The sequence below is a fragment of the Curtobacterium sp. LFS084 genome (assembly GCF_047977705.1).
Taxonomy (GTDB): domain Bacteria; phylum Actinomycetota; class Actinomycetes; order Actinomycetales; family Microbacteriaceae; genus Curtobacterium.
Genome location: NZ_JBFPFM010000024.1, coordinates 32,028 through 50,772, shown reverse-complemented (window position 1 = coordinate 50,772; position 18,745 = coordinate 32,028). Strand labels below are relative to the sequence as shown.

The 18,745-nt window shown below is 73.8% G+C and carries 24 protein-coding genes; 12 read left to right on the top strand and 12 right to left on the bottom strand.

What is annotated here, in order from left to right:
- Positions 1–196: 196 nt before the first annotated feature.
- Positions 197–496: an excalibur calcium-binding domain-containing protein gene (locus ACNQOV_RS12865; protein ID WP_022907130.1), complete on the bottom strand. Its 300-nt coding sequence runs from the start codon at positions 494–496 to the stop codon at positions 197–199.
- Positions 497–633: 137 nt separating this feature from the next.
- Here ACNQOV_RS12865 and ACNQOV_RS12860 point away from each other — a divergent pair, with 137 nt between their 5' ends.
- Positions 634–1,017 (top strand): MmcQ/YjbR family DNA-binding protein, encoded by a 384-nt coding sequence (locus ACNQOV_RS12860; RefSeq protein ID WP_416394890.1) that lies wholly within the window; start codon positions 634–636, stop codon positions 1,015–1,017.
- Positions 1,018–1,032: 15 nt separating this feature from the next.
- Here ACNQOV_RS12860 and ACNQOV_RS12855 read toward each other — a convergent pair whose 3' ends face one another.
- Positions 1,033–1,698 carry an MOSC domain-containing protein gene (locus ACNQOV_RS12855; protein ID WP_416394888.1) on the bottom strand — a complete coding sequence of 222 codons (666 nt, stop codon included), beginning with the start codon at positions 1,696–1,698 and terminating at the stop codon, positions 1,033–1,035.
- A gap of 98 nt (positions 1,699–1,796) precedes the next feature.
- Between ACNQOV_RS12855 and ACNQOV_RS12850 the strand changes: the two genes are divergently transcribed.
- Genes ACNQOV_RS12850 through ACNQOV_RS12835 form a run of 4 tightly spaced genes read left to right on the top strand, consistent with a single transcriptional unit; the run spans position 1,797 to position 3,465 of the window.
- The gene (locus ACNQOV_RS12850; protein ID WP_416394886.1) at positions 1,797–1,967 is read left to right on the top strand and encodes a hypothetical protein; all 171 of its coding nucleotides are present in this window, start codon (positions 1,797–1,799) and stop codon (positions 1,965–1,967) included.
- A 9-nt stretch (positions 1,968–1,976) separates the two neighbouring features.
- Positions 1,977–2,531 carry an RNA polymerase sigma factor gene (locus tag ACNQOV_RS12845; RefSeq protein ID WP_416394884.1) on the top strand — a complete coding sequence of 185 codons (555 nt, stop codon included), beginning with the start codon at positions 1,977–1,979 and terminating at the stop codon, positions 2,529–2,531.
- Positions 2,528–3,160 (top strand): hypothetical protein, encoded by a 633-nt coding sequence (locus tag ACNQOV_RS12840; protein ID WP_416394882.1) that lies wholly within the window; start codon positions 2,528–2,530, stop codon positions 3,158–3,160. The genes ACNQOV_RS12845 and ACNQOV_RS12840 overlap by 4 nt, the downstream gene beginning before the upstream one ends.
- Positions 3,157–3,465 (top strand): hypothetical protein, encoded by a 309-nt coding sequence (locus ACNQOV_RS12835; RefSeq protein ID WP_022907136.1) that lies wholly within the window; start codon positions 3,157–3,159, stop codon positions 3,463–3,465. Before ACNQOV_RS12840 ends, ACNQOV_RS12835 begins: the two co-directional genes overlap by 4 nt.
- 103 nt (positions 3,466–3,568) lie before the next feature.
- On the opposite strand, the gene ACNQOV_RS12830 is transcribed toward ACNQOV_RS12835, so the two are convergent.
- The 8 genes from ACNQOV_RS12830 to ACNQOV_RS12795 all read right to left on the bottom strand — a co-directional run bounded on the left by ACNQOV_RS12830 (position 3,569) and on the right by ACNQOV_RS12795 (position 10,427).
- A complete protein-coding gene (locus ACNQOV_RS12830; protein WP_022907137.1) occupies positions 3,569–4,717 on the bottom strand; it encodes a low temperature requirement protein A in 1,149 nt (382 codons plus the stop codon).
- 74 nt (positions 4,718–4,791) lie between these two features.
- Complete coding sequence (locus tag ACNQOV_RS12825) at positions 4,792–5,655, bottom strand: phospholipase (RefSeq protein ID WP_416394880.1); 864 nt, start codon at positions 5,653–5,655, stop codon at positions 4,792–4,794.
- A 285-nt stretch (positions 5,656–5,940) separates the two neighbouring features.
- Positions 5,941–6,402 carry a MarR family winged helix-turn-helix transcriptional regulator gene (locus ACNQOV_RS12820; RefSeq protein WP_022907139.1) on the bottom strand — a complete coding sequence of 154 codons (462 nt, stop codon included), beginning with the start codon at positions 6,400–6,402 and terminating at the stop codon, positions 5,941–5,943.
- A 175-nt stretch (positions 6,403–6,577) separates the two neighbouring features.
- Positions 6,578–7,228 (bottom strand): GntR family transcriptional regulator, encoded by a 651-nt coding sequence (locus ACNQOV_RS12815; protein ID WP_402269141.1) that lies wholly within the window; start codon positions 7,226–7,228, stop codon positions 6,578–6,580.
- Positions 7,229–7,340: 112 nt separating this feature from the next.
- The gene (locus ACNQOV_RS12810; RefSeq protein WP_022907141.1) at positions 7,341–7,775 is read right to left on the bottom strand and encodes a DUF1810 domain-containing protein; all 435 of its coding nucleotides are present in this window, start codon (positions 7,773–7,775) and stop codon (positions 7,341–7,343) included.
- Positions 7,772–8,602: a YqjF family protein gene (locus ACNQOV_RS12805; RefSeq protein WP_416394877.1), complete on the bottom strand. Its 831-nt coding sequence runs from the start codon at positions 8,600–8,602 to the stop codon at positions 7,772–7,774. The genes ACNQOV_RS12810 and ACNQOV_RS12805 overlap by 4 nt, the downstream gene beginning before the upstream one ends.
- Positions 8,599–8,997 (bottom strand): hypothetical protein, encoded by a 399-nt coding sequence (locus ACNQOV_RS12800; RefSeq protein ID WP_402269145.1) that lies wholly within the window; start codon positions 8,995–8,997, stop codon positions 8,599–8,601. The genes ACNQOV_RS12805 and ACNQOV_RS12800 overlap by 4 nt, the downstream gene beginning before the upstream one ends.
- Before the next feature lie 110 nt (positions 8,998–9,107).
- Positions 9,108–10,427, bottom strand: a complete 1,320-nt coding sequence (locus ACNQOV_RS12795; RefSeq protein WP_416394894.1) for a bifunctional phosphopantothenoylcysteine decarboxylase/phosphopantothenate synthase — start codon at positions 10,425–10,427, stop codon at positions 9,108–9,110.
- Between the two features lie 65 nt (positions 10,428–10,492).
- On the opposite strand from ACNQOV_RS12795, the gene ACNQOV_RS12790 reads away from it, so the two are divergent.
- The 3 genes from ACNQOV_RS12790 to ACNQOV_RS12780 all read left to right on the top strand — a co-directional run bounded on the left by ACNQOV_RS12790 (position 10,493) and on the right by ACNQOV_RS12780 (position 12,938).
- Complete coding sequence (locus ACNQOV_RS12790; RefSeq protein WP_416394874.1) at positions 10,493–11,281, top strand: NRDE family protein; 789 nt, start codon at positions 10,493–10,495, stop codon at positions 11,279–11,281.
- A gap of 133 nt (positions 11,282–11,414) precedes the next feature.
- Positions 11,415–12,125, top strand: a complete 711-nt coding sequence (locus tag ACNQOV_RS12785) for an SGNH/GDSL hydrolase family protein (protein ID WP_416394872.1) — start codon at positions 11,415–11,417, stop codon at positions 12,123–12,125.
- Between the two features lie 132 nt (positions 12,126–12,257).
- Positions 12,258–12,938: an SGNH/GDSL hydrolase family protein gene (locus tag ACNQOV_RS12780; RefSeq protein ID WP_416394870.1), complete on the top strand. Its 681-nt coding sequence runs from the start codon at positions 12,258–12,260 to the stop codon at positions 12,936–12,938.
- A gap of 111 nt (positions 12,939–13,049) precedes the next feature.
- Here ACNQOV_RS12780 and ACNQOV_RS12775 read toward each other — a convergent pair whose 3' ends face one another.
- On the bottom strand, positions 13,050–13,958 hold the full coding sequence (locus ACNQOV_RS12775; RefSeq protein WP_416394868.1) for an SDR family oxidoreductase: 909 nt from the start codon (positions 13,956–13,958) through the stop codon (positions 13,050–13,052).
- A gap of 148 nt (positions 13,959–14,106) precedes the next feature.
- Here ACNQOV_RS12775 and ACNQOV_RS12770 point away from each other — a divergent pair, with 148 nt between their 5' ends.
- From ACNQOV_RS12770 to ACNQOV_RS12760, 3 genes are all read left to right on the top strand, one after another.
- Entirely contained in the window at positions 14,107–15,216 is a 1,110-nt protein-coding gene (locus ACNQOV_RS12770) for an LLM class flavin-dependent oxidoreductase (protein ID WP_416394866.1), read from the top strand.
- Positions 15,217–15,354: 138 nt separating this feature from the next.
- Positions 15,355–15,978: a hypothetical protein gene (locus ACNQOV_RS12765; protein ID WP_416394863.1), complete on the top strand. Its 624-nt coding sequence runs from the start codon at positions 15,355–15,357 to the stop codon at positions 15,976–15,978.
- Between the two features lie 293 nt (positions 15,979–16,271).
- Positions 16,272–16,763: a pyridoxamine 5'-phosphate oxidase family protein gene (locus ACNQOV_RS12760; protein ID WP_022908277.1), complete on the top strand. Its 492-nt coding sequence runs from the start codon at positions 16,272–16,274 to the stop codon at positions 16,761–16,763.
- Positions 16,764–16,854: 91 nt separating this feature from the next.
- Here ACNQOV_RS12760 and ACNQOV_RS12755 read toward each other — a convergent pair whose 3' ends face one another.
- Entirely contained in the window at positions 16,855–18,099 is a 1,245-nt protein-coding gene (locus ACNQOV_RS12755; RefSeq protein ID WP_402269161.1) for a hypothetical protein, read from the bottom strand.
- Positions 18,100–18,348: 249 nt separating this feature from the next.
- Here ACNQOV_RS12755 and ACNQOV_RS12750 point away from each other — a divergent pair, with 249 nt between their 5' ends.
- Positions 18,349–18,738: a RidA family protein gene (locus ACNQOV_RS12750; RefSeq protein WP_416394861.1), complete on the top strand. Its 390-nt coding sequence runs from the start codon at positions 18,349–18,351 to the stop codon at positions 18,736–18,738.
- Positions 18,739–18,745: the final 7 nt, after the last annotated feature.

The window sequence follows — 18,745 nt, the reverse complement described above, 5'->3', positions numbered from 1 at the left end:
CCCCCCCCCCCGCCCGCCCGCGCCCCCCCCCCCCGCGCCCCGCGGGGGGGGCCCCCCGCGCCGCCGCAGCCCGCCGGGGGGCCCCCAGGCCGGGCACCGGCCCCGGCCACTGGCCCCCCGGGGCCGAGTCTCGGCGTCGCGGGGAGCGCGGCGCGCAGCGCGCGGCGCGCGGCCGCGGCGGCGCGACCGCGCTGCGTCAGCTCTTCTCGCAGGCGATCCCGTCGGCGTCGCGGTCGAGCTTCTTGTTCGCCGCGTACAGCGCGTCGTCCTTCTTCACGGTGCCCTTGAGCGCGCGGTACGTCACCTTGCCGGCCGAGGTCACCCGGTTCTTCGTGACGGACTTCTTGGCGATCCCGCCCGAGTAGACCTTCTGCACCGCGGTGCAGTTCTTGTAGACGGTGGGGGCGGCCTCGGCGGTCGAGGTGCCGCCGACGACGGCGGTCGCGGCGAGGACGGCGGTGGCGGCGGCGATGCTCAGGGTTCGGGTGATGTGCACGGACTGAGGATAGTTCGAGGATGGCGGCACCGGGTACCCCAGTCCGAGGCGCGTCGACGGCGAGACCGGTCCGAGGTGCGTCGACAGCGAGCCCGGTCCGAGGCGCGCCGTCGGCGGTCCGGGGCATGCTGGGGCGCATGGACGGCGAGATGCTGCACGAGGTCGCGATCCGCACCGCGATGGGGCTGCCCGCGGTGGTGGAGACCCAGCCCTTCGGCGAGGGCGCCTTGGTCTACAAGGTCGTCGGGAAGATGTTCGTGATGACGTCCGTCCTCCGGGACGTCCCGATCGTCAATCTCAAGTGCGCGCCACCGCACGGCGCCGCCCTGGTGCGCGACCACGCCGAGATCACCCCCGGGTGGCACATGAACAAGGAGCACTGGATCACGCTGTCGCCGGGCGACGGCATCGACGAGACCCTCGTCGAGGACCTCGTCGGCAACGCGTACGACCTCGTCGTGGCGAAGCTCCCCGCGGCGAAGCGCCCGATCGACCCCGTGCGCCGCGCGCAGCAGGGCTGACGGTCGGCGCTCCGCTCAGGCGGTCGTCCGCGCGAGGACCTTCGACGCCTCGCGGACGACCTTCGGTGCGAGCCCACCCGTCCTCGGGCCGCCGGGCCCCGGACCGTGTCCGGACGCCAGCACCGCCTCGGCCTGCTCGGGCGTCAGCCCCCGGAAGAGCTGGCCGATCGTGACGCCGTGGTCGGGCCGACGGGTGACGACGACGGGGTCACCGGCGGACACCGGCCCGGACCGCACCACGCGGAGGTACGCGCCCGGTCGGCCCTCCTCCGTGAACCGCTTCACCCACTTGTCCACGCGCATCCGGCGCGCGAAGGTGCCGCAGGGGATGCGCGGGATCGTGACCTCGAGCTCGAGGGTCTCGCCGATCCGCCAGCGCTCACCGGTGACGGCGCCGGTGACGTCGATGCCCGAGGTGCGCAGGTTCTCACCGAACAGCCCCGGCGGCACGTCGCGGTCGAGGAGGTCGGCGAAGTACGCCGCGTCCTCGTCCGCGTAGGCGTACACCGCCTGGTCCGCGCCGCCGTGGTGCTTCCGGTCCGCCTGCACGTCGGCGTACAACCCGAGCGGGCGGATCCGGACGGGGCCGTCGACGGGACGCTTGTCGATCGCGGTCACGCCGATGGTCCCGGAGTCCGGCAGCAGGCGGTCGACGCGGCAGACGGCGGTGACGAGGGACATGCCCACAAGCCTGCCGCAGTTCTCGTGTGCGGAGAAGTGTGACGATCCGGGTGTCCGCCCCGTCCCATCGGTGGACGACACCGATGGAGGAACCCACCATGACCCGAACCGCACCCGCTGCCCACCCGGCGCACGCCGTGCGTCCGGCACCCGTCCGTGTCGGGGACGAGCACGTCCTGGCGCAGGTCCGCATCCGATCGCTGGCGGCGCGACCCGTCGGACCGATGAAGGTCCTGCACACACAGGAATCCCCGACCCCGCACCGGTAGAAGGAGACCGTGCCCCACCAGCCCCTCACCGACCTCGACGACGGCGTCCTCGCCGGTCGATCGGCCGACGGCGACGTCCGGGCGTTCGAGGTCCTCATCCGACGGCACACGCCGCTGCTCCGCGCCTACGCGCGACGGACCCTCGGGTCGACCGACGAACTCGACGACGTCGTGCAGGAGACGTTCATCACCGCCTGGAACCAGCTCGACACGCTGGAGGACGGCGCCCGGGTCAAGGCGTGGCTCATGCGCATCCTCAGCCGGAAGTGCATCGACCGCATCCGGGCCCGTCGTTTCCACGACGACGTGACCGAGCTCGAGGTCGAGGCGCCGTCGGACGACGCTCCGGACCGCGTGGCCGAGGCCCGTTCCCGCGAGGAAGCGGTCGAGACCGCGCTCGCGGAACTCCCCGAGGCGCAACGGCGGACGTGGCTGATGAAGGAAGTGCTCGAGTACTCGTACGAAGCGATCGCGGAGGAACTGGACCTCCCGCCCTCGACCGTCCGCGGCCTGCTGTCCCGGGCGCGCAAGAACATGATCCGTCTCATGGAGGGATGGCGATGACCGAATCCGATCCCGTCCGACTCGACTCCCTCGAACCCGACGACCTCGACGGCCACACGATCGACGAGCTGGCCGACTACCTCGACGCCGGGATGCACCCGGCCGACCCGAGCATCGACCACTCCGCCGCGTGCCAGAACGCCCTCGCGGCCATCGTGCGGCTCCGGCAGTCGTCGCTCGGCTCGCTCGAGGCCGCGGCCGAACAGGAGGCCCCGGCCGACGAGTCGTGGATCAGCGGCGTGCTCGCCAACATCTCGCTCGAGGCCCGCGCCGGGCGCGACGTCCCGCTCCGTCCGGTGGCGCCCACCGAGCGTCCCGTGATGACCGAGGGGGCCATCCGCTCCCTCGTGCGCACCGCCGGCGACGCGGTGCCCGACGCCCTCATCGCACGCTGCACGCTCGAGGGGGACGTCACCGAGCTCGGCGCGCCGGTCCGGGTCGTCGTCGAGATCGCGGTCCGCGCCGGGTCGACGATCCAGCGGGTGGCGTCGGACATCCGCGAGACCGTCGCCGAGGTCCTCGCGACCGAGACGGACCTCGTCGTGGCGTCCGTGGACGTCGTGGTGCGGGACCTCCTGCCACCCTCGACCGACGAGCCGGACGACGACGCCGAGGAGGACCGAGCATGAGCACCCAGGACGAGACCTTCGCCGAGATCGAGGCCGCCGTCCTCGCTGTCCCCGGGGTCGCCGAGCTGTACCGCGCACGCCCGACGCTCGGCAGCGCGGTCGACGCGGCGAAGCGCCTCGCGTCCCGCGCCTCGGTCGCGCACGTGGTCCTCGACGACGACGTGCTCCGCGTCGTGATCGGCACCGACGGTTCCGTGCCGGCCCCGGAGACCGCGCGTGCGGCGCACCTCGCGGCGCTCGACGCCGCGACCGCGCACGGCCTGCCGCTCAGCCGCGTCGACGTGCGGATCGCGCGCGTCGGCTGACGTTCCCTCCTGAGGGACGGGAGGCACGGTGCGGGCCCGCACCGCGCCTCCCGTCCTGCAGTGGGTGCCGTCCACGGCACGGACCCGCGGGTCCGGCGTCGGGTCACGGCCGACGGTCGGCCACCTCGAGGACGACGACCACCGCGGCGACGAGCACGGCCGTCGTCACGAGGGACGCCGCCGGGACGGCGATGCTCGCGAGCACCGCGACGGCGAGGACCACGACGACGACGTTCCACCGGAGGCTGAGCGACGGGCGGAGCGCCAACGCCCAGATCGACAGCACGAACAGGGCGACCGGCACCGCGATCGTCGCGGCGACGGTCGCGTGCGACAGGTCGGCCTCGCCCGCGTCCGCGCTCACCGCGACCTCGATGCCCGCGGGGAGCGCTCCGGCCGCGGCGAAGACGAGGTAGTGGCCGTAGCCGAACACGAGCGCGGTCGGCAGGGAGCGGATGCGGTCGTGCTGCTCGCGGGAGAAGTAGATCCACCACAGTCCGGCGACGATCACGAGCCCGCACGCGGCCAGGACCAGCAGCGAGCCGAGGTGGTCGGCGTGCGCGATGCCGTCGATGACCGCGTTCGCCGACGCGACGAGCCCCTCGCCGAGGACGATGAGCGTGAACAGCGAGTACCGCTCGGCGATGTGCCGGGTGTGCCACGGGGTCGTCTGCGCGCCGGCCTCGGCGAACGGCGGGACGAGGACCTCGAGCAGGACGAGCACCGGGACCACGCCGAGCGCGACGTCGTCGGGCAGGAGGAGGGCGAGCACCCAGAGCACCTGGACCACGACGATCCCCGCCGCGTACCGGAGCGCCGTCCGCCGGAACCGCGGCGACGAGACGGCGACCCGGAGCCACTGCCCGACCAGCGCGAGCCGCATGACGACGTACCCGAGCACCACGATCGTGGTCGACCCCTCGACCATCACGGCGTGCACCCCGGCGGCGAGCACGAGCACCCCCGCCATCTGCACGAACGTCATCACCCGGTAGAGCCAGTCGTCGGTGTCGAACGAGGTCGCGAACCAGGTGAAGTTGATCCACGCCCACCAGATGGCGAAGAAGACGAACGCGTACGCGAGGACGGCGGACGAGACGTGCCCCTCGACCTCGATCTCGTGCAGGTTCGTCGCGGCGAACCCGACCGCGACCACGAAGACGAGGTCGAAGAGGAGCTCGAGGGGACTGGCGGCGCGGTGGTCCTCGGTGGGGTCGCGCGGCGCCATGCGGCGGAGTCCGATGGTGGTCACGTGCGCATGCCTACACGACGAACGACCCCGGGTGCAGGACCCGGGGTCGTTCATCGTCGGTGCAGCGCGTCGACTCAGTAGAAGTTCGACGCCTGCGAGTGCGCCCACGCGGCGCAGGGCGTGCCGTACGCGTCGTTGATGTACTGCAGCCCCCAGGTGATCTGGGTGGTCGCGTTCGTCTGCCAGTCCGAGGCGATCGTCGCCATCTTCGAGCCGGGGAGCGCCTGCGGGATGCCGGTCGCCCCGCCGTTCGCGTTCACGGCCTGGTAGTTCCAGCCGGACTCCTTGGTCCAGAGGTTGTCGAGGCACCGGAACTGGTCGGCACCCCAGCCGTACTTCGACGAGGCCATCGAGCTCGCGGTCGCCTTCGCACCGGCGACCGTGTTCGCGGCCGCCTGCTTCCGAGCGGCCTCGGCTGCGGCGGCACGTTCGGCTGCGGCGCGCTTCGCGGCGGCGGCCGCGGCGGTCTTCGCGTCGGCGTCGCGCTTGTCCTGCACGGCGCTGGCGTCCGCGACCTCGGTGGTGGCGTCGACCGTCGAGGAGATCCGCGAGGTGAGCGCGGCGCCGGAGAGCGACCGGTAGTCGTCGAGTGCGTCGATCCGGCGCTCGAGCGTCGCGGTGTCCGTCTTGTCGTTCGCCGCGTCGACGACCGTCTCGGCCGTGGCGATGGTCGCTGCGGCCTGCGCCCGGTCGAGGGCGGTGCCGGCGAGGGCCGGTGCCGCGGTGGCGCTGGCGGTCGGCATGCCGAGGGCCTCGCCGATCGCGGGCTGCGTGCCGACGGTGGCGATGCCTCCGGCGACGGCGAGGACGGCGGCTCCGCCCACGATGAGCGTGGTGGGGCGGCGGAGCGCACGACGGAGTCGCCGAGTGGGGGAGTTCAGGGCCTCACGTCTGGTCGAGGCCGTGGTGGTCGGGAGGTCGGTGTTGCGTCCTGTCATCGGTTCCGGTGGTCGGCCGACTCTGGGGTGCGTGCCGCGTGACGCTGCGTGCGGGGGATGGGGGAGCGCGCAGGGGTGGACGAGTCCACGTCCGTCGTCAGGGGCTCGCGAGCCGGGGGAGGACCGGACGGTGGTGTGGGGCCCGTCCGTCCGCCGACGTGCGGCCGTGGGGGTGGCCGCCGCTGGGCGAAGCCGCCACGATGACCGGTGTTGCTGGGCACAGCGTCCAGTTTGGCTGGCAGAACCGTCCGTCCACCCGTTGGTAACGGTTCGGTAACGACCGGATCACGGAGCCGAGGTGTGAGCTTCCTGGGTGCGCTCGCCCTGGGCCACGCGCTCGAGTGCGTCGAGTGCGGCGGCGATGGCGTCGACGTCCGCCTCGGGGAGGTCGGCGATGAGCTCGGCGACGATGCCGGTGCGCGTGGACCGTGCCTGTTCGACCGCCGCGGCACCCTCTGGTGTGGCCGTCACCATGAAGGCGCGACCGTCCCGCGGGTCGGCCTCGCGCTCGATGAACCCGCGCTGCTCCAGCTCGGTGAGGATGCGGGTCATGGTCGGCTTCGTGACGACCTCGATCCGCGACAGGTCGCCGGGGCGCAGGGGTCCCTCGCGTTGGATCGTCGCGAGCGCGGACACGATGCCGTACCCGAGCGCGGCCGAGTCGGACCGGGCCCGTCGGTTGATCCGGCCGACCGCGGCGGCGAGGCGCGAGGCGATCTCGGTGCGGTCCGGCTGACGGTGGCTCATGCGGTGCTCCGTGGCGGTCGACGGGGTGGTCGGGGCGATGCTACCGGCTCGCCGGGCCGTGTGACTGGGAGCGACGAGCGGCTGGGCGAGGCTCCGGCACGGACCGTCCGGAACGGGTCACGCCCGCCTCGCGAGTGCGGGACGGGCGTGTTCCTGTACGGGGACTCAGGCGAGGTCAGCGCTTCTCGCCCGGCAGCAGGTGGATGGCCTCGGTCGCGAGCTCGGCCTCGATGTTGTCGCCGGACGCCGTGGCCTCGCGCAGTCGTCGGAAGTCCGCCGTCATCCGGTCCCAGTCGACGAGTTCGTCGAGGTTCGGCAGACGCAGGCGGAACGCGAGACCGTCCATGGTGTCCCGGCAGACGCGCTGGAGGTTCTCGTTGCCGCACTCCTCGACGTAGCGGGCGAACACGGCGAGGGCGTCACGGTTCACCGCAGCGACGTCGTGCGCCTCGTAGTCCGCGATCGTGGCGTCGAGCTGCGCGAGGATCTTCTTCTTCGCGCCCGCACCGAGCCGCGGGACCGCGAGTCGGACGACCCCGCCGAACAGGACGCCGAGGGTCTGCAGCGCCTCGACCACCTCGGCCGGGTTCGGGGTGGTGACGCGGGTGTACCGGTTCGGTGCCATCTCGATGAGGCCGGCGCGGGCGAGCTGGCTCAGGGCCTCGCGGATCGGGGTGCGGGAGACGCCGAGCCAGGCGATGAGCTCGTCGTCGTTCAGTCGCTCGCCGGGCTCCAGCGTGCCGTCCATGATCGCGGCGTGGATCTTCAGCCGGACGGTGTCGCGGAGCAGCTGGTGCTCGGTGGGTGCACTGCTGGGGACCGGCATGCGGGTTCCTCCGGGATCGGGGCATCGGGTCGGTTGCTCGGCACCGGTGGGTGCGGGCGCACCGTTCACCGTACCTGATATGTGAACGGTGTCCCGCCCGGCCCGGAGCGGGTCAGTCGTGGGGTCGGAGCAGCCGGAGCGTCACCGGGTCCGCGGTCCCGCCGAACCACCGGTCGAGGACCGCCCGGAACGGCCGGGGGTCCGTCGCGGCCTCGGCGAAGAGGGTCATCGACGACCGGAGTTTCATTGCGTCGACACCGCCGAACAGCTCGTCGACCGACCGTGCCGGTGCTGCCAGGGCAGCGGCGGACGCCTCGAGCAGCCGGGGGCCGAGGACGGGGTGGGCGAGGTACGCCCGGGCTTCACCGAGGTCGTCGAGCGCGTACTGCTGGGCGGTGGGCGAGCGGCCGAGGCCGGTGAGCTGCGGGAACACGAACCACATCCAGTGCGAGGACTTCCGGCCGTGGCCGAGCTCGGCGACGGCGGTGTCGAACACCCCCTGCTGGGCGCGGACGAACCGCTCGAGGTCGTGCGGGTCCTCGCTCACCGCACCACGTCGCCCCACGCGTAGCGGACGGTGGTGCCGTCCACGACGAGGAGCGAGTCCGGATCGCGGCCGAGCAGCCCCGGCACCCCGACCGCGTCCGGCAGGTCGCCGGCGAGGCGCTCGAGCCGCGCCGACCGGATCGTCAGGGGCGGGTGCTGTCGCTGCCAGAAGATCGTCTGCGCGAGGTGTCGGGCATGGATGCCCTGCCGCGTCGTGAGCTCCGTCGCGAGCCGGTCGTCGACGACCTCGCCGGCCACGACCCGGACGGTGGCATCGTGCCGGGGCCGCACCGCGCCTCCCGGTCGCACCGCGTCCCCCGAGCGCACCGCACCGTCCCCGCCCGTCGTGCCGTGCCGTGCCCGCAGCCACCGGACGGGATGCAGGGACCGCGCCGGGTGCCGCACCGAGCGGTACGACAGGGTGTCGCCGCGTCGTCGTGCCCGTGCGTGCGCGAACGTGTACGGCACACCGAGCAGCGCGTGTGCGGCGACGATGGCCGGCACGTTCGCGGTGTCGACCGTCCGGTACGCGACGCCGTGGCGGCCGAGGTCGTCGACGGTCAGCACCTCGACCGTCACCTCGGTCATCGTGCCGAGCCGACCCGACGGCGGGAACGGCGGCACCCGGGTCTCGCGGAAGACGTACGCCGTCAGGCCCACCCACGCGCTCCCGTCCACGACGTCGGGACGGGTCCCGCGCGGCACCAGGCGCTCGAGCGACGCGGGGTCGTGGCGCCAGTGCGCGAAGACGACGTCCTCCCACGCGTGCACCGTCACCGGCCGGTGCAGCAGCGGGCCGGCGGCGCGGTCCGCCGCAGCCCCGGTCACCGCCGCGGCGCGTGCCGGCCGACGCGCACGGCCCAGGCGACGAGCGGAGCCTGCAGCGGCAGGCGGAGCACCGAGACGAGCCGCATCGCCCGCGTCGACCGCGGGCTGTCCAGCAGGTCGTTCGCCATCTTCACGTTCGCGGGGAAGACCGCCAGGAACAGCGCCGCCGCAGCCCACCCTGCGGCGCGGCGTGTGGCCGGGACCACCAGGCCGGCGGCGATCCCGAGCTCGGCGGCACCGGAGGCCAGCGTGGTCAACCGGGGCGGGAGGGCGTCCGGGACGATCCGGTCGTAGCCCCGCGGTCGCAGGAAGTGGGTGACGCCGGCCCCGCCCAGCACGACGGCGAGGAGGGTGGCGGTCCGGGTGGCGCGTCGTGCGCGCTCGCGTCGTCGCATGGGCCCATGCTGCCCCGTGCGGCGCCCGGCACGCACGGAGATCGCTCAGGTGGCGCGGTGTGGGACGGTGCGGGGCTCAGGTGCGTGCGGGGCTCGGGTGCGTGCGGGGCTCAGGTCAGGGCAGTCGCGACGAGGTCGAGGACGACCGCGGCCACCTCGGCCTTGCTGCCGGACGCCTCGCGCACCACGTCGCCGCCGGGGACGAGCACCTCGATGGCGTTCTCCTCGCGTTCGAACCCCGACGACCAGCCGACGTGGTTCACCACGAGCAGGTCCGCCGGCTTGCGGGCGATCTTCGCCCGTCCGAGCGCGATGCGGGCGTCACGGTCCGGTTCGGTCTCGGCGGCGAACCCGACGATGATCTGCCCGGTACGGCGGGCCGCGACGAGGTCCGCCAGCACGTCGGGGTTCTTCACCAGCTCGAGCGTCATGGTCTCGCCCTGCGCCTCCTTCTTGAGCTTCTCAGCGCGCACCTCGCGGGGACGGTAGTCGGCGACCGCCGCCGTCATCACGACGACGTCGGCCTCGGCGGCTGCCGCGTGCATCGCGTCCGCGAGTTCCAGCGCGGACCCGACGGCGACGACCCGCACGTCGAGCCCGGCGGTGAGCGACGCCTCGACGTTCGCGCTCACCAGCGTCACCTCGGCGCCGCGCCGGGCCGCGTCGGCCGCGATCGCGATGCCCTGCCGACCGCTCGACCGGTTGCCGACGAACCGGACCGGGTCGAACGGCTCGCGGGTGCCGCCTGCGCTGACGACGACGCGGACGCCCGCGAGGTCACCGAGCTCGCCACGGGCTCCGGTCCCGGCGACCCCGGTGGTGCCCGCCCGCTCGGCGCCTGCGCGGTCGGTGCCCGCCCGCTCGGTGCCCGCTCGGTCGGTGCCCGCTCGGTCGGTGCCCGCGCGGTCGTCGAGCACCGCGAGCGCCTCGGTGACGATGTCCTCGGGCTCCGCCATCCGGCCGATCCCCGCGTCGTCGCCGGTCAGCGCCCCGACGACCGGGCCGACGAGGTGGACGCCACGGTCGCGCAGGGTCGCCACGTTCGCGCGGGTCGCCGGGTGCTCCCACATCTGCGGGTGCATCGCGGGTGCGACCACGACGGGAGCCTCGGTCGCGAGCAGCGTGGTGCCGAGCAGGTCCCCGGCGAGCCCCGCGGCCATCCGGGCGAGGGCGTCGGCGGTGGCCGGGGCGACCACCACGAGGTCCGCCCGGCGGCCGAGCGCGACGTGGCGCACCTCGGCGACGTCGTCGAAGACGCTCGTGGTCACCGGGTTGCGGCTCAGCGCCTCGAGGGTGGGGAGCCCCACGAACCGCAGGGCCCCCTCGGTCGGGACGACGTGCACGTCGTGGCCCCGCTTGACCAGGTCGCGGACCACCCCGACGGCCTTGTACGCGGCGATGCCCCCGGTGATCCCGACGACGACGGTCAGACGGCGCTCTGCTGCTGCGTTCACACCGGTCACGCTACCCGGGGTGTCGTGCGAGGATCGATCCCATGTGCACCGTCGTCGTCCGCGTCGAGCCCGGGTCCGCGTGGCCCGTCACCATGCTCGCCCTGCGCGACGAGTCACCCGAGCGACCGTGGGACCCGCCCGCCGCCTGGTGGCCCGACCGCGACCCGTCGATCCGCGGCGTCCGCGACCGTTCGGCCGGCGGCGCGTGGCTCGCGGCCTCCGACGCGGCCGGGCTGGCCGTGGTGCTCAACCGCGGTGAACCGGTCGCGAGCGCCGACGGTACCTGGACCACCCGCGGGGTCGTCCCGCTCGACGCCGTCGCCGGGGTGCTGCCGCGACACGACGGCACGGTGCCGACGACCCGGGCCTTCAACCTCGTCCGTGCGACCTCGGACGGCGCCGAGGTCACGACGTGGGACGGCACCGAGGTCCGGACGACCGTGCTCGGCCCCGGCGTGCACATGGTGACGCACGGCGAGCCGGACGACAACCGGGCGCCGCGCATCGAGCGCTGGCTCGAGGCCTTCCGCGCCGTGGACGCGCCGGTCGGACCGCCGGTGCTCGGCCCCCTCGACGAACTGCGGACGGCCGACGCCGGGGTCGACGCCGGTGACGGGTGGAGCGGCTGGTTCGGCCTGCTCGCCGAGTCGGCCGCGCTGCCCGCGGACGATCCGGACGCGATCCTCCGGGACGCGCACGAGCACGACGGACACGTCGCGACGCTGTCGATCGTCGCGGCGGCCGTCGGACCCGCGCGCACGGTGCTGCAGCACGCCCGGCTCACCGAGCCGGGGCGCCTCGACGGTTCGGTCGAGCTCCACCGCGCCTGATCGCTCGGCCCGTCCCTCAGGAGCGCACCGCGCCTGAGCGCTCGGCCCGTCCCTCCGGAGCGCACCGCGCCTGAGCGCACCCGCAGCGCGATCGTGCCACCGGCCTTGGTCCGTGCGCGTACCGTCACCGTTCGTGACCACCGGAACCCGGACCGTGCTCGCCGTGCTCGCCGCCACCGTCGTCGTGCTCGCGCTCGGCGCGTGTGCCGCCAGCCCGTCGAGCGCGGTCGGCGCAACCGCACCGTCCGAGGCGTCCAGCACCCCGTGGGACGACGCGGCCGGGACCGGCGTCGTGGTCATCGGCGACTCGATCACCGGCGGCCACGGGCTGACGACGGCCGAGGCGTGGCCGGCACTCGTCGCCGACCGGCAGGGGTGGTCGCTCACGAACCTGTCCTGCGACGGCGCCGGCGTCGCCGCGATCGGAGACGACGACGACTGCGCGAGCGCCTACGCGACGCTCGTGAAGCGCGCCGTCGACCTCCGGCCCGAGGTCGTCGTCCTGCAGGCCAGCTCGAACGACCTCGGGCTCGACACCGCCGAGGTCCGGAGCGCGACCGACCGGGTCGTCGAGGACGTGCACCGCCGACTCCCGCACGCGCGGCTCATCGGGCTCAGCGCGATCTGGGACCAGGACGCCCCGCCCACCCAGCTCGCGTCGATCTCGGCAGCGCTCCGGCACGCGCTCGCCCGGGACGGCGGCACCTACGTCGACATCGGCGAGCCGCTCCGTGGACACCCGACGTGGATGCAGTCCGACGACGTCCACCCGACCGCGCGGGGACAGCAGGCCATCGCCGCGGCGGTGACGGCCGCGTTCGCACGGGACCACGTGCGCTTCTGACGCCGCTGGGCCCGGCAGGGCCGGGGCTGGGCCGCGGTCGTCGGGCGTCAGGCGTCGGGCGTCGGGCGGAAGCTGTCCGGACGCGCACCCGGGTGACGGGTGCGCCACAGCCGACGGTCCTACCGTCGCAGCGTGCCCCCGATCGTCCGACGCGTCCTCGCCGCGGGGACGGCCGTCGTGGCGGCGCTGGTGCTGACCGCCTGCTCGCCGGACGTCACGACGATGGTGGCGCTCGCCGGCACGGCCGGCGTCCCGTCACGCGTCGTGGTCATCGGGGACTCGATCACCCGCGGGCACGGGCTGGCGGCGGGCCTGGCGTGGCCGGAGCTCATCGCGACGCGGGACCACCTGCGGCTCACCGACCTCGGGTGCGACGGCGCCGGAGTGCTCGTCGAGGGGGACGACCAGTGCGCCGCGACGTACGACGAGCTCCTCGACCGGGCGGCCGCGCTGGACCCCGTCGTCGTCGTGCTGCAGGCGAGCTCGAACGACCTCGGGCAGGACGACGACGTGCTCGACGGGGCCACCGCACAGCTCGTCGCGGACGCGCACCGGACGATGCCGCGAGCGCGCATCGTCGGTCTCAGCGCGATCTGGTCGGACGAGGCGCCACCGGCACAGCTCGCGGCGGTGTCCGCGGCACTCGGGTCCGCGGTGCGGCGGACGGGCGGCACCTTCGTCGACGTCGGCCAGCCGCTCCGGGGGCACGCCGACTGGATGCAGTCGGACGACGTGCACCCGACCGCGCGCGGCCAGCGCGCGATCGCGGCGGCGGTGACCGCCGCCCTCGGACGCGACCACGTGCGGTTGTGACGCCCGACGGGCGGGGGTGCGCCGCGCCTCCGGGCCCACCCGACGGGCGGGACGTGCGCGGTGTCGCCATGCCCGCCCGATCCGCCGGTCAGACCGACGGCGTCGAGCCGGTCAGACCGGCGGCGTCGTGCCGGTGAGGTCCTCGGCGACCGCCCAGAGTGACCGGGCGAGGTCCGCGCTCCGCGCCGATCCGGGGATCGACGCCGTGGTCGTCGGACCGACCAGGCCGAAGGGACCGGACGGTCCGTAGTAGGCGCCGCCGACCGCGTTCGGCCCGACCGCTGCGTACAGCAGCGGTTCGGAGCCCTGCTCGACGCCCTGCGTGAAGGGCAGCGCGCGGTCGCTGGACCGGACGGGCTTCGAGCGGCCGAGTGACCGACCGGCCGACTGCAGGTTCGTCCGGGTGTACCCGGGGTGCGCGGCGGTGCTCACGAGCGGCCAGTCCAGCTCGACCGAGATCCGGTGCAGGTGCAGCGCCAGCAGCAGGTCGGCGAGCTTCGACTGCGAGTAGGCACGCCAGCCGTTGTACCCGCGCTCCCACTGCAGGTCGTCGAACCGGATCCGGCCGGGGATCGCGGCGAGGCTCGACATCGTCGCGACACGGGCGTCGGGGGACCGGAGCATCGAGGGCAGCAGCAGGTTCGTCAGGGCGAACGGGCCGAGGAAGTTCGTGCCGAACTGCAGCTCGAAGCCGTCCACCGTCTCGAACCGCTTCGGCGGGGCCATCACGCCGGCGTTGTTCACGAGGACGTCGAGGGCCCGCTCGTCCGCCACGATGCCCGCGGCGAAGCGTCGGACGCTCGCGAGGTCGGCGAGGTCGAGCTCGCGCACCTCGACGTCGGCGCCGGGGTGTGCGGCGCGGATGTCGGCCGCGGCACGGTCACCCTTCTCCGTCGAGCGGACGGCCAGGACGACCGAGGCCCCGGCTGCGGCGAGGCGCGTGGCGGTCTCCTTGCCGGTTCCGCTGTTCGCGCCGGTGACGACGATGCGGCGGCCGGTCTGGTCGGGGATCTGGGGCATGCCCGCGACCGTACTCGCCGGGAGGTGCGGATCCGGTGCGCGCGTGGTAGATTCATACAAACGCATGGAAATGCCGACCAGCCGGTCACCACCGGTCGGTCGCGGTCCATCGCCGGCCGCCCAGGCCGGTCGTGATCAGGAGGACAGCATGAGCAACGCATTCGGCACCGACCGCCCCTCGGACGTGCCGCCGCCCGCACCCGAGCGGATCGGCCCCGTGCAGCTCGGCCTCGACACGTTCGGCGACGTCACCGAACTCCCCGACGGCAGCGTCAAGTCCGACGCGCAGAGCATCCGCGACGTCGTCGCGCAGGCCGTCCTCGCCGACCAGGTCGGCATCGACTTCATCGGCGTGGGCGAGCACCACCGCGCCGACTTCATCGTGAGCGCGCCCGAGGTCGTCCTCGCCGCGATCGCTGCGTCGACCCGCACGATCCGGCTCGGCTCGGCCGTGACGGTGCTGTCGAGCGACGACCCGGTCCGGGTCTACGAGCGCTTCGCCACCGTCGACGCGATCTCGGACGGCCGTGCCGAGGTCATCCTCGGCCGCGGCTCCTTCACCGAGTCCTTCCCGCTGTTCGGCTACGAGCTGCGTGACTACGAGGTCCTCTTCGAGGAGAAGCTCCAGCTCTGGGCCGCCCTGCGCGGCGGCGACAAGGTCACGTGGTCCGGCACGAAGCGCGCATCGCTCACCGACCAGGACGTCTTCCCGAAGCTCGAGCACGGCCCCATCCCGACCTGGGTCGGCGTGGGCGGCTCCCCGCAGTCCGTCATCCGTGCGGCGTCGTACGGCCTGCCGCTGTTCCTCGCGATCATCGGTGGGCAGCCCGCGCAGTTCGCCCCGTTCTCGCGCCTCTACCGCCAGGCGCTCGCGCAGCTCGACCTGCCGCAGCAGCCGATCGCCATGCACTCGCCCGGGTTCATCGCCGCCACCGACGAGGAGGCCGCCGAGCGCTACTGGCCCTACCACAAGGCCGTCACCGACCAGCTCGGCCGGGAGCGCGGCTGGCCGCCCCTCGACGTCGCCGGCTACCGGGCCGGGCTCTCGGCCGGCGGCTCGCTCTACGTCGGGTCGCCGGAGACGGTCGCCCGGAAGATCGCGCGGAACATGCGGATCCTCGGCGTCTCGCGGTTCGACATGCGGTACGCGACGGGTCGCCTGCCGCACGACGACATGATGCGGTCGATCGAGCTGTACGGCACGCAGGTCGCGCCGCGGGTGCGGGAGCTGCTCGCGGAGCCGGTTCCGGTCGCGTAGCGCGCGGCGTCGCCGGCCCCGGGTCGGCGGTGCAGCCGGCCGTGCTCCGGTGGTGCGCTCGGCTGCCTCTGCGGTGGCCGGGAGGCGCGGCTCGCCGCATCCGCGCCCCTCACGGGGTCGCCGGGTACGGTCCAGGGCATGACGTCACGCCCCGCTGCCCTCGAACGTCGGTTCCGTGGTCGGATCATGGGCGTCGGGACGACCTCCGGGGTCCGCATCGTGGTCGGCATGTGGGAACGCTCGCCGTTCGGTGCCTTCACGGACGTCTTCCTCGAGCTCCCCGACGGCTCGTCGGTGCTGCTCGCGCCCGACGAGATCGTGGCCGCCTACGTCTCCGGCACCTACCGCTTCGACACCGTCTCGGTCGTCGACGTCTCGGCACGTCGGACCGCGAGGGGCCTCGAGCTCGCCGCCGGCGCCCTCGAGGCCTCGATCGACGTCGGTGGCATCTCGCCGCTCGGGCGCATCCTGCGCATCGTCCCGAAGCCGGTCGCCCGCGACCCCCGGTGGCTCGCCGCGATCGACCCGGTCGCGCGGCTCGTCGCGCCCGGATCGGGCACCGCGGGCTCGGCGGGCAACGGGCGGCGCGAGTACTACGGCGTGACCGGGGCGCACGACGTCACGGGCGTGCGGGGGACCTGGGCGGGGGAGCCCCTCGGGGAGCTCGCGCCGCTCGACCCGCCGGTGGCGTTCGGGTTCGCGTCGATGCCGCGCATCCCGCAGGTCGTCGACGTCGAGACCACGATCCGCGAGCCCGTCTGACGCCGGGGCCTCCGGGCGGGCGGGGCGACCCGGAACGACATCGTCGCTGTCGTACGACGTCCGCGAAGTCGCTCCTTGCGGGAGCAACAGTTGCACGCGCGCGGCGGCGACATCGTCGAGGTCGTACGACCTCGGTGTTGTCGCACACTCCCGCACGCGACTGCGCCCGCACGGCTCCGCAGCCCGTCCGCCGGACGCGCTCAGCGTCGCAGAGCAGACTGGCCGGAACGGACAGCGCCCGAGGGCCGGCCGAACGTCGAGCACAACGGGGCGCACGACGCGAGAGGAGCACCATGACCGACACAGAGGCAGACCAGCGCGCAGCCATCTCGGACATCGTCCACGGAGCCCGAACGGCACTGCTGACGACCGTGAGCGAGGACGGCGGACTCCACGCCCGGCCCCTCGCCGTGCAGGACAAGGCGTTCCACGGCACCCTCCGGTTCCTCGTGCAGGACGGGAGCGAGAAGGTCGAGGACATCGCCCGCAACCCGCACGTCAACGTGGCGATCGAGTCGCAGGGCGGGTACCTGTCGATCGCCGGCACGGCCACGGTCACCCAGGACGACACCGTCATCGACGAGCTGTGGTCCCCGTTCGCCGAGGCCTGGTTCCCGGAGGGCCGCCAGGACCCCTCGATCCGACTCCTCACCGTCGAGGGCGACTCGGTCGAGTACTGGACGCAGGACACCGGCCCGGTCGGCAGCCTCGTCCAGACGCTCAAGGCCGCGATCGGCAAGCAGAGCCAGCCCGACACCGGCGACCACGGGACGGTCGAGCTCTAGTCGAGCGACCGACGCACCGGATCCCGGCCCGCCGGACCCGTCCGACCGCACGCACCCGGCCCCGCACACCGCGGGCGCCGGGTGTGCCGCGTCAGGGCGGGCCGAGCAGCCAGAGGACGGCGACGAGCACCGGCTGCCCGAGCACCGCGCACACCACGAGGGTCCACCGCATCCACGGCTTCGCCACGAGCTCCGGTGATCCGAACAGCGGCGCGAGCGGCATGAGCAGCCGGGGGGTCGACGCCATCGGGAGCGACACCGCGAAGATGTAGAGCGCGTACGCGGCCGAGAACACCACGGTCGTGAACCCGAGGCGACGGGTCGACCGACGGAGCAGCCAGACCGGGTAGGACACGAGCAGGAACACCACGATGAGGATGCCGCCGACGCCCAGCCACCGGCCGGCGATGAGGAACCACGGCGTGAGCGGCAGGAAGTCCACCCGGCCGATGAAGTTCACCCACCAGGACATCTCGGTCTCGAGGTAGGCGTTCGGCGACCCGGTCACGTGCGCGGCGATGACCGGCCACGCGAACCCGGCCAGCGCCATCACGAGGCCAGCGGCGACGACCCGGACCCGCTCCGCCACGGGGAAGACGTCGAGCGAGCGGACCCCCTCGGTCCGCCGGGCACGGATCCACCGCACCAGCGCGACGACCCCGAGGACGAGCGGGATCGCGAGGGCCCCGGGCCGGGTGAACGACGCGACGACGCCGAGGACCGTGAGCAGCCCGTACCGCCGACGCTCCAGGGCGATCAGCGCCCCGAAGACGAGCGCCAGGAACATGCTCTCGGCGTAGCCGACCTGCAGCAGGAACGACAGCGGCCCGCACGTGAAGAAGAACACCGCCCACATCGCCGCGGACGACCCCGCGCGGTCGCGGACGAGACGGTGCAGCAGGTACGTGGCGAGGAGCCCGGCGAGCAGCGCGATCACGGGGGCGCCGACGTCGAACGGCACCCCCGTCGACGCGGTCAGCATCCGGATCGTGAAGGGGAACGCCGGCAGGAAGGCCCATGCGTTCTGTGCGACGTTGCCGGCGGCGTCGAGCGGCAGGCTCGTCGGGTACCCGTGCACCGAGATCTGCTCGTAGTACTGCCCGTCCCACGCGGTCAGGAAGTTGAGGAAGCCGTGGCCGTTGCCCCAGATCGCGTTCTCGGGCAGCGCGCGACCGATGAGCGGGTAGGCGAGGGCCAGCCAGAACGTCGAGACGATGCGGCCTCCGGTCCAGACCAGGAGCACCGCGGCCCACGCCGGCAGCGCGGTCGCGAGGTCGATGACCCGGCGGCGTCCGCTCGCGATCGACTCCGTCAGGGTCCCGTCCAGTCGACTCACCGCGGCGCTCCGCGGCGTTCGGGCAGGGCAGAGGGCACGGTACGAGCGTAGACGGTCGATGCTTGGGTGTTCCTCACGGCGTGCCCGGGAGGCGCGACTGGCGTTGTGCAGAACGGAACGCGTCCGGTGGTGGGTCGGGTGCGGCGCGGGGCGCTCGCCTAGCCTGGTCGCGTCGTCCTCCGGCCGCGACGGCGCGGCCGGCCCGTCGGGGCGACGACCGAACGATCCCGATCGACACCGAGGAGCACCGTGCCGAACAAGACCGCCATCGTGACCGACGCCGCGCCGAAGCCCGCCGGCCCCTACAGCCAGGGCATCGTCGCGAACGGCTTCATCTACACCGCCGGCTTCGGCCCGCAGGACCCGGCGACCGGCGCGATCGCCGACGACGTGGCCGGCCAGACCGCCCAGGTGCTCGCGAACGTCGCCGCCGTCCTGGCCGAGCACGGTGCCACCCTCGACGACGTCGTGAAGTCGACCGTGCACCTCGAGCACTCCGACCGCGACTTCGCCGCCTTCAACGAGGAGTGCGCGAAGCACTTCTCGCAGCCGTACCCGGTCCGCACCACGGTGCAGTCGCACCTGGCGAACATCCTCGTCGAGATCGACGTGGTGGCGGTGCTGCCCTCGGCGGAGTGACCCGCCC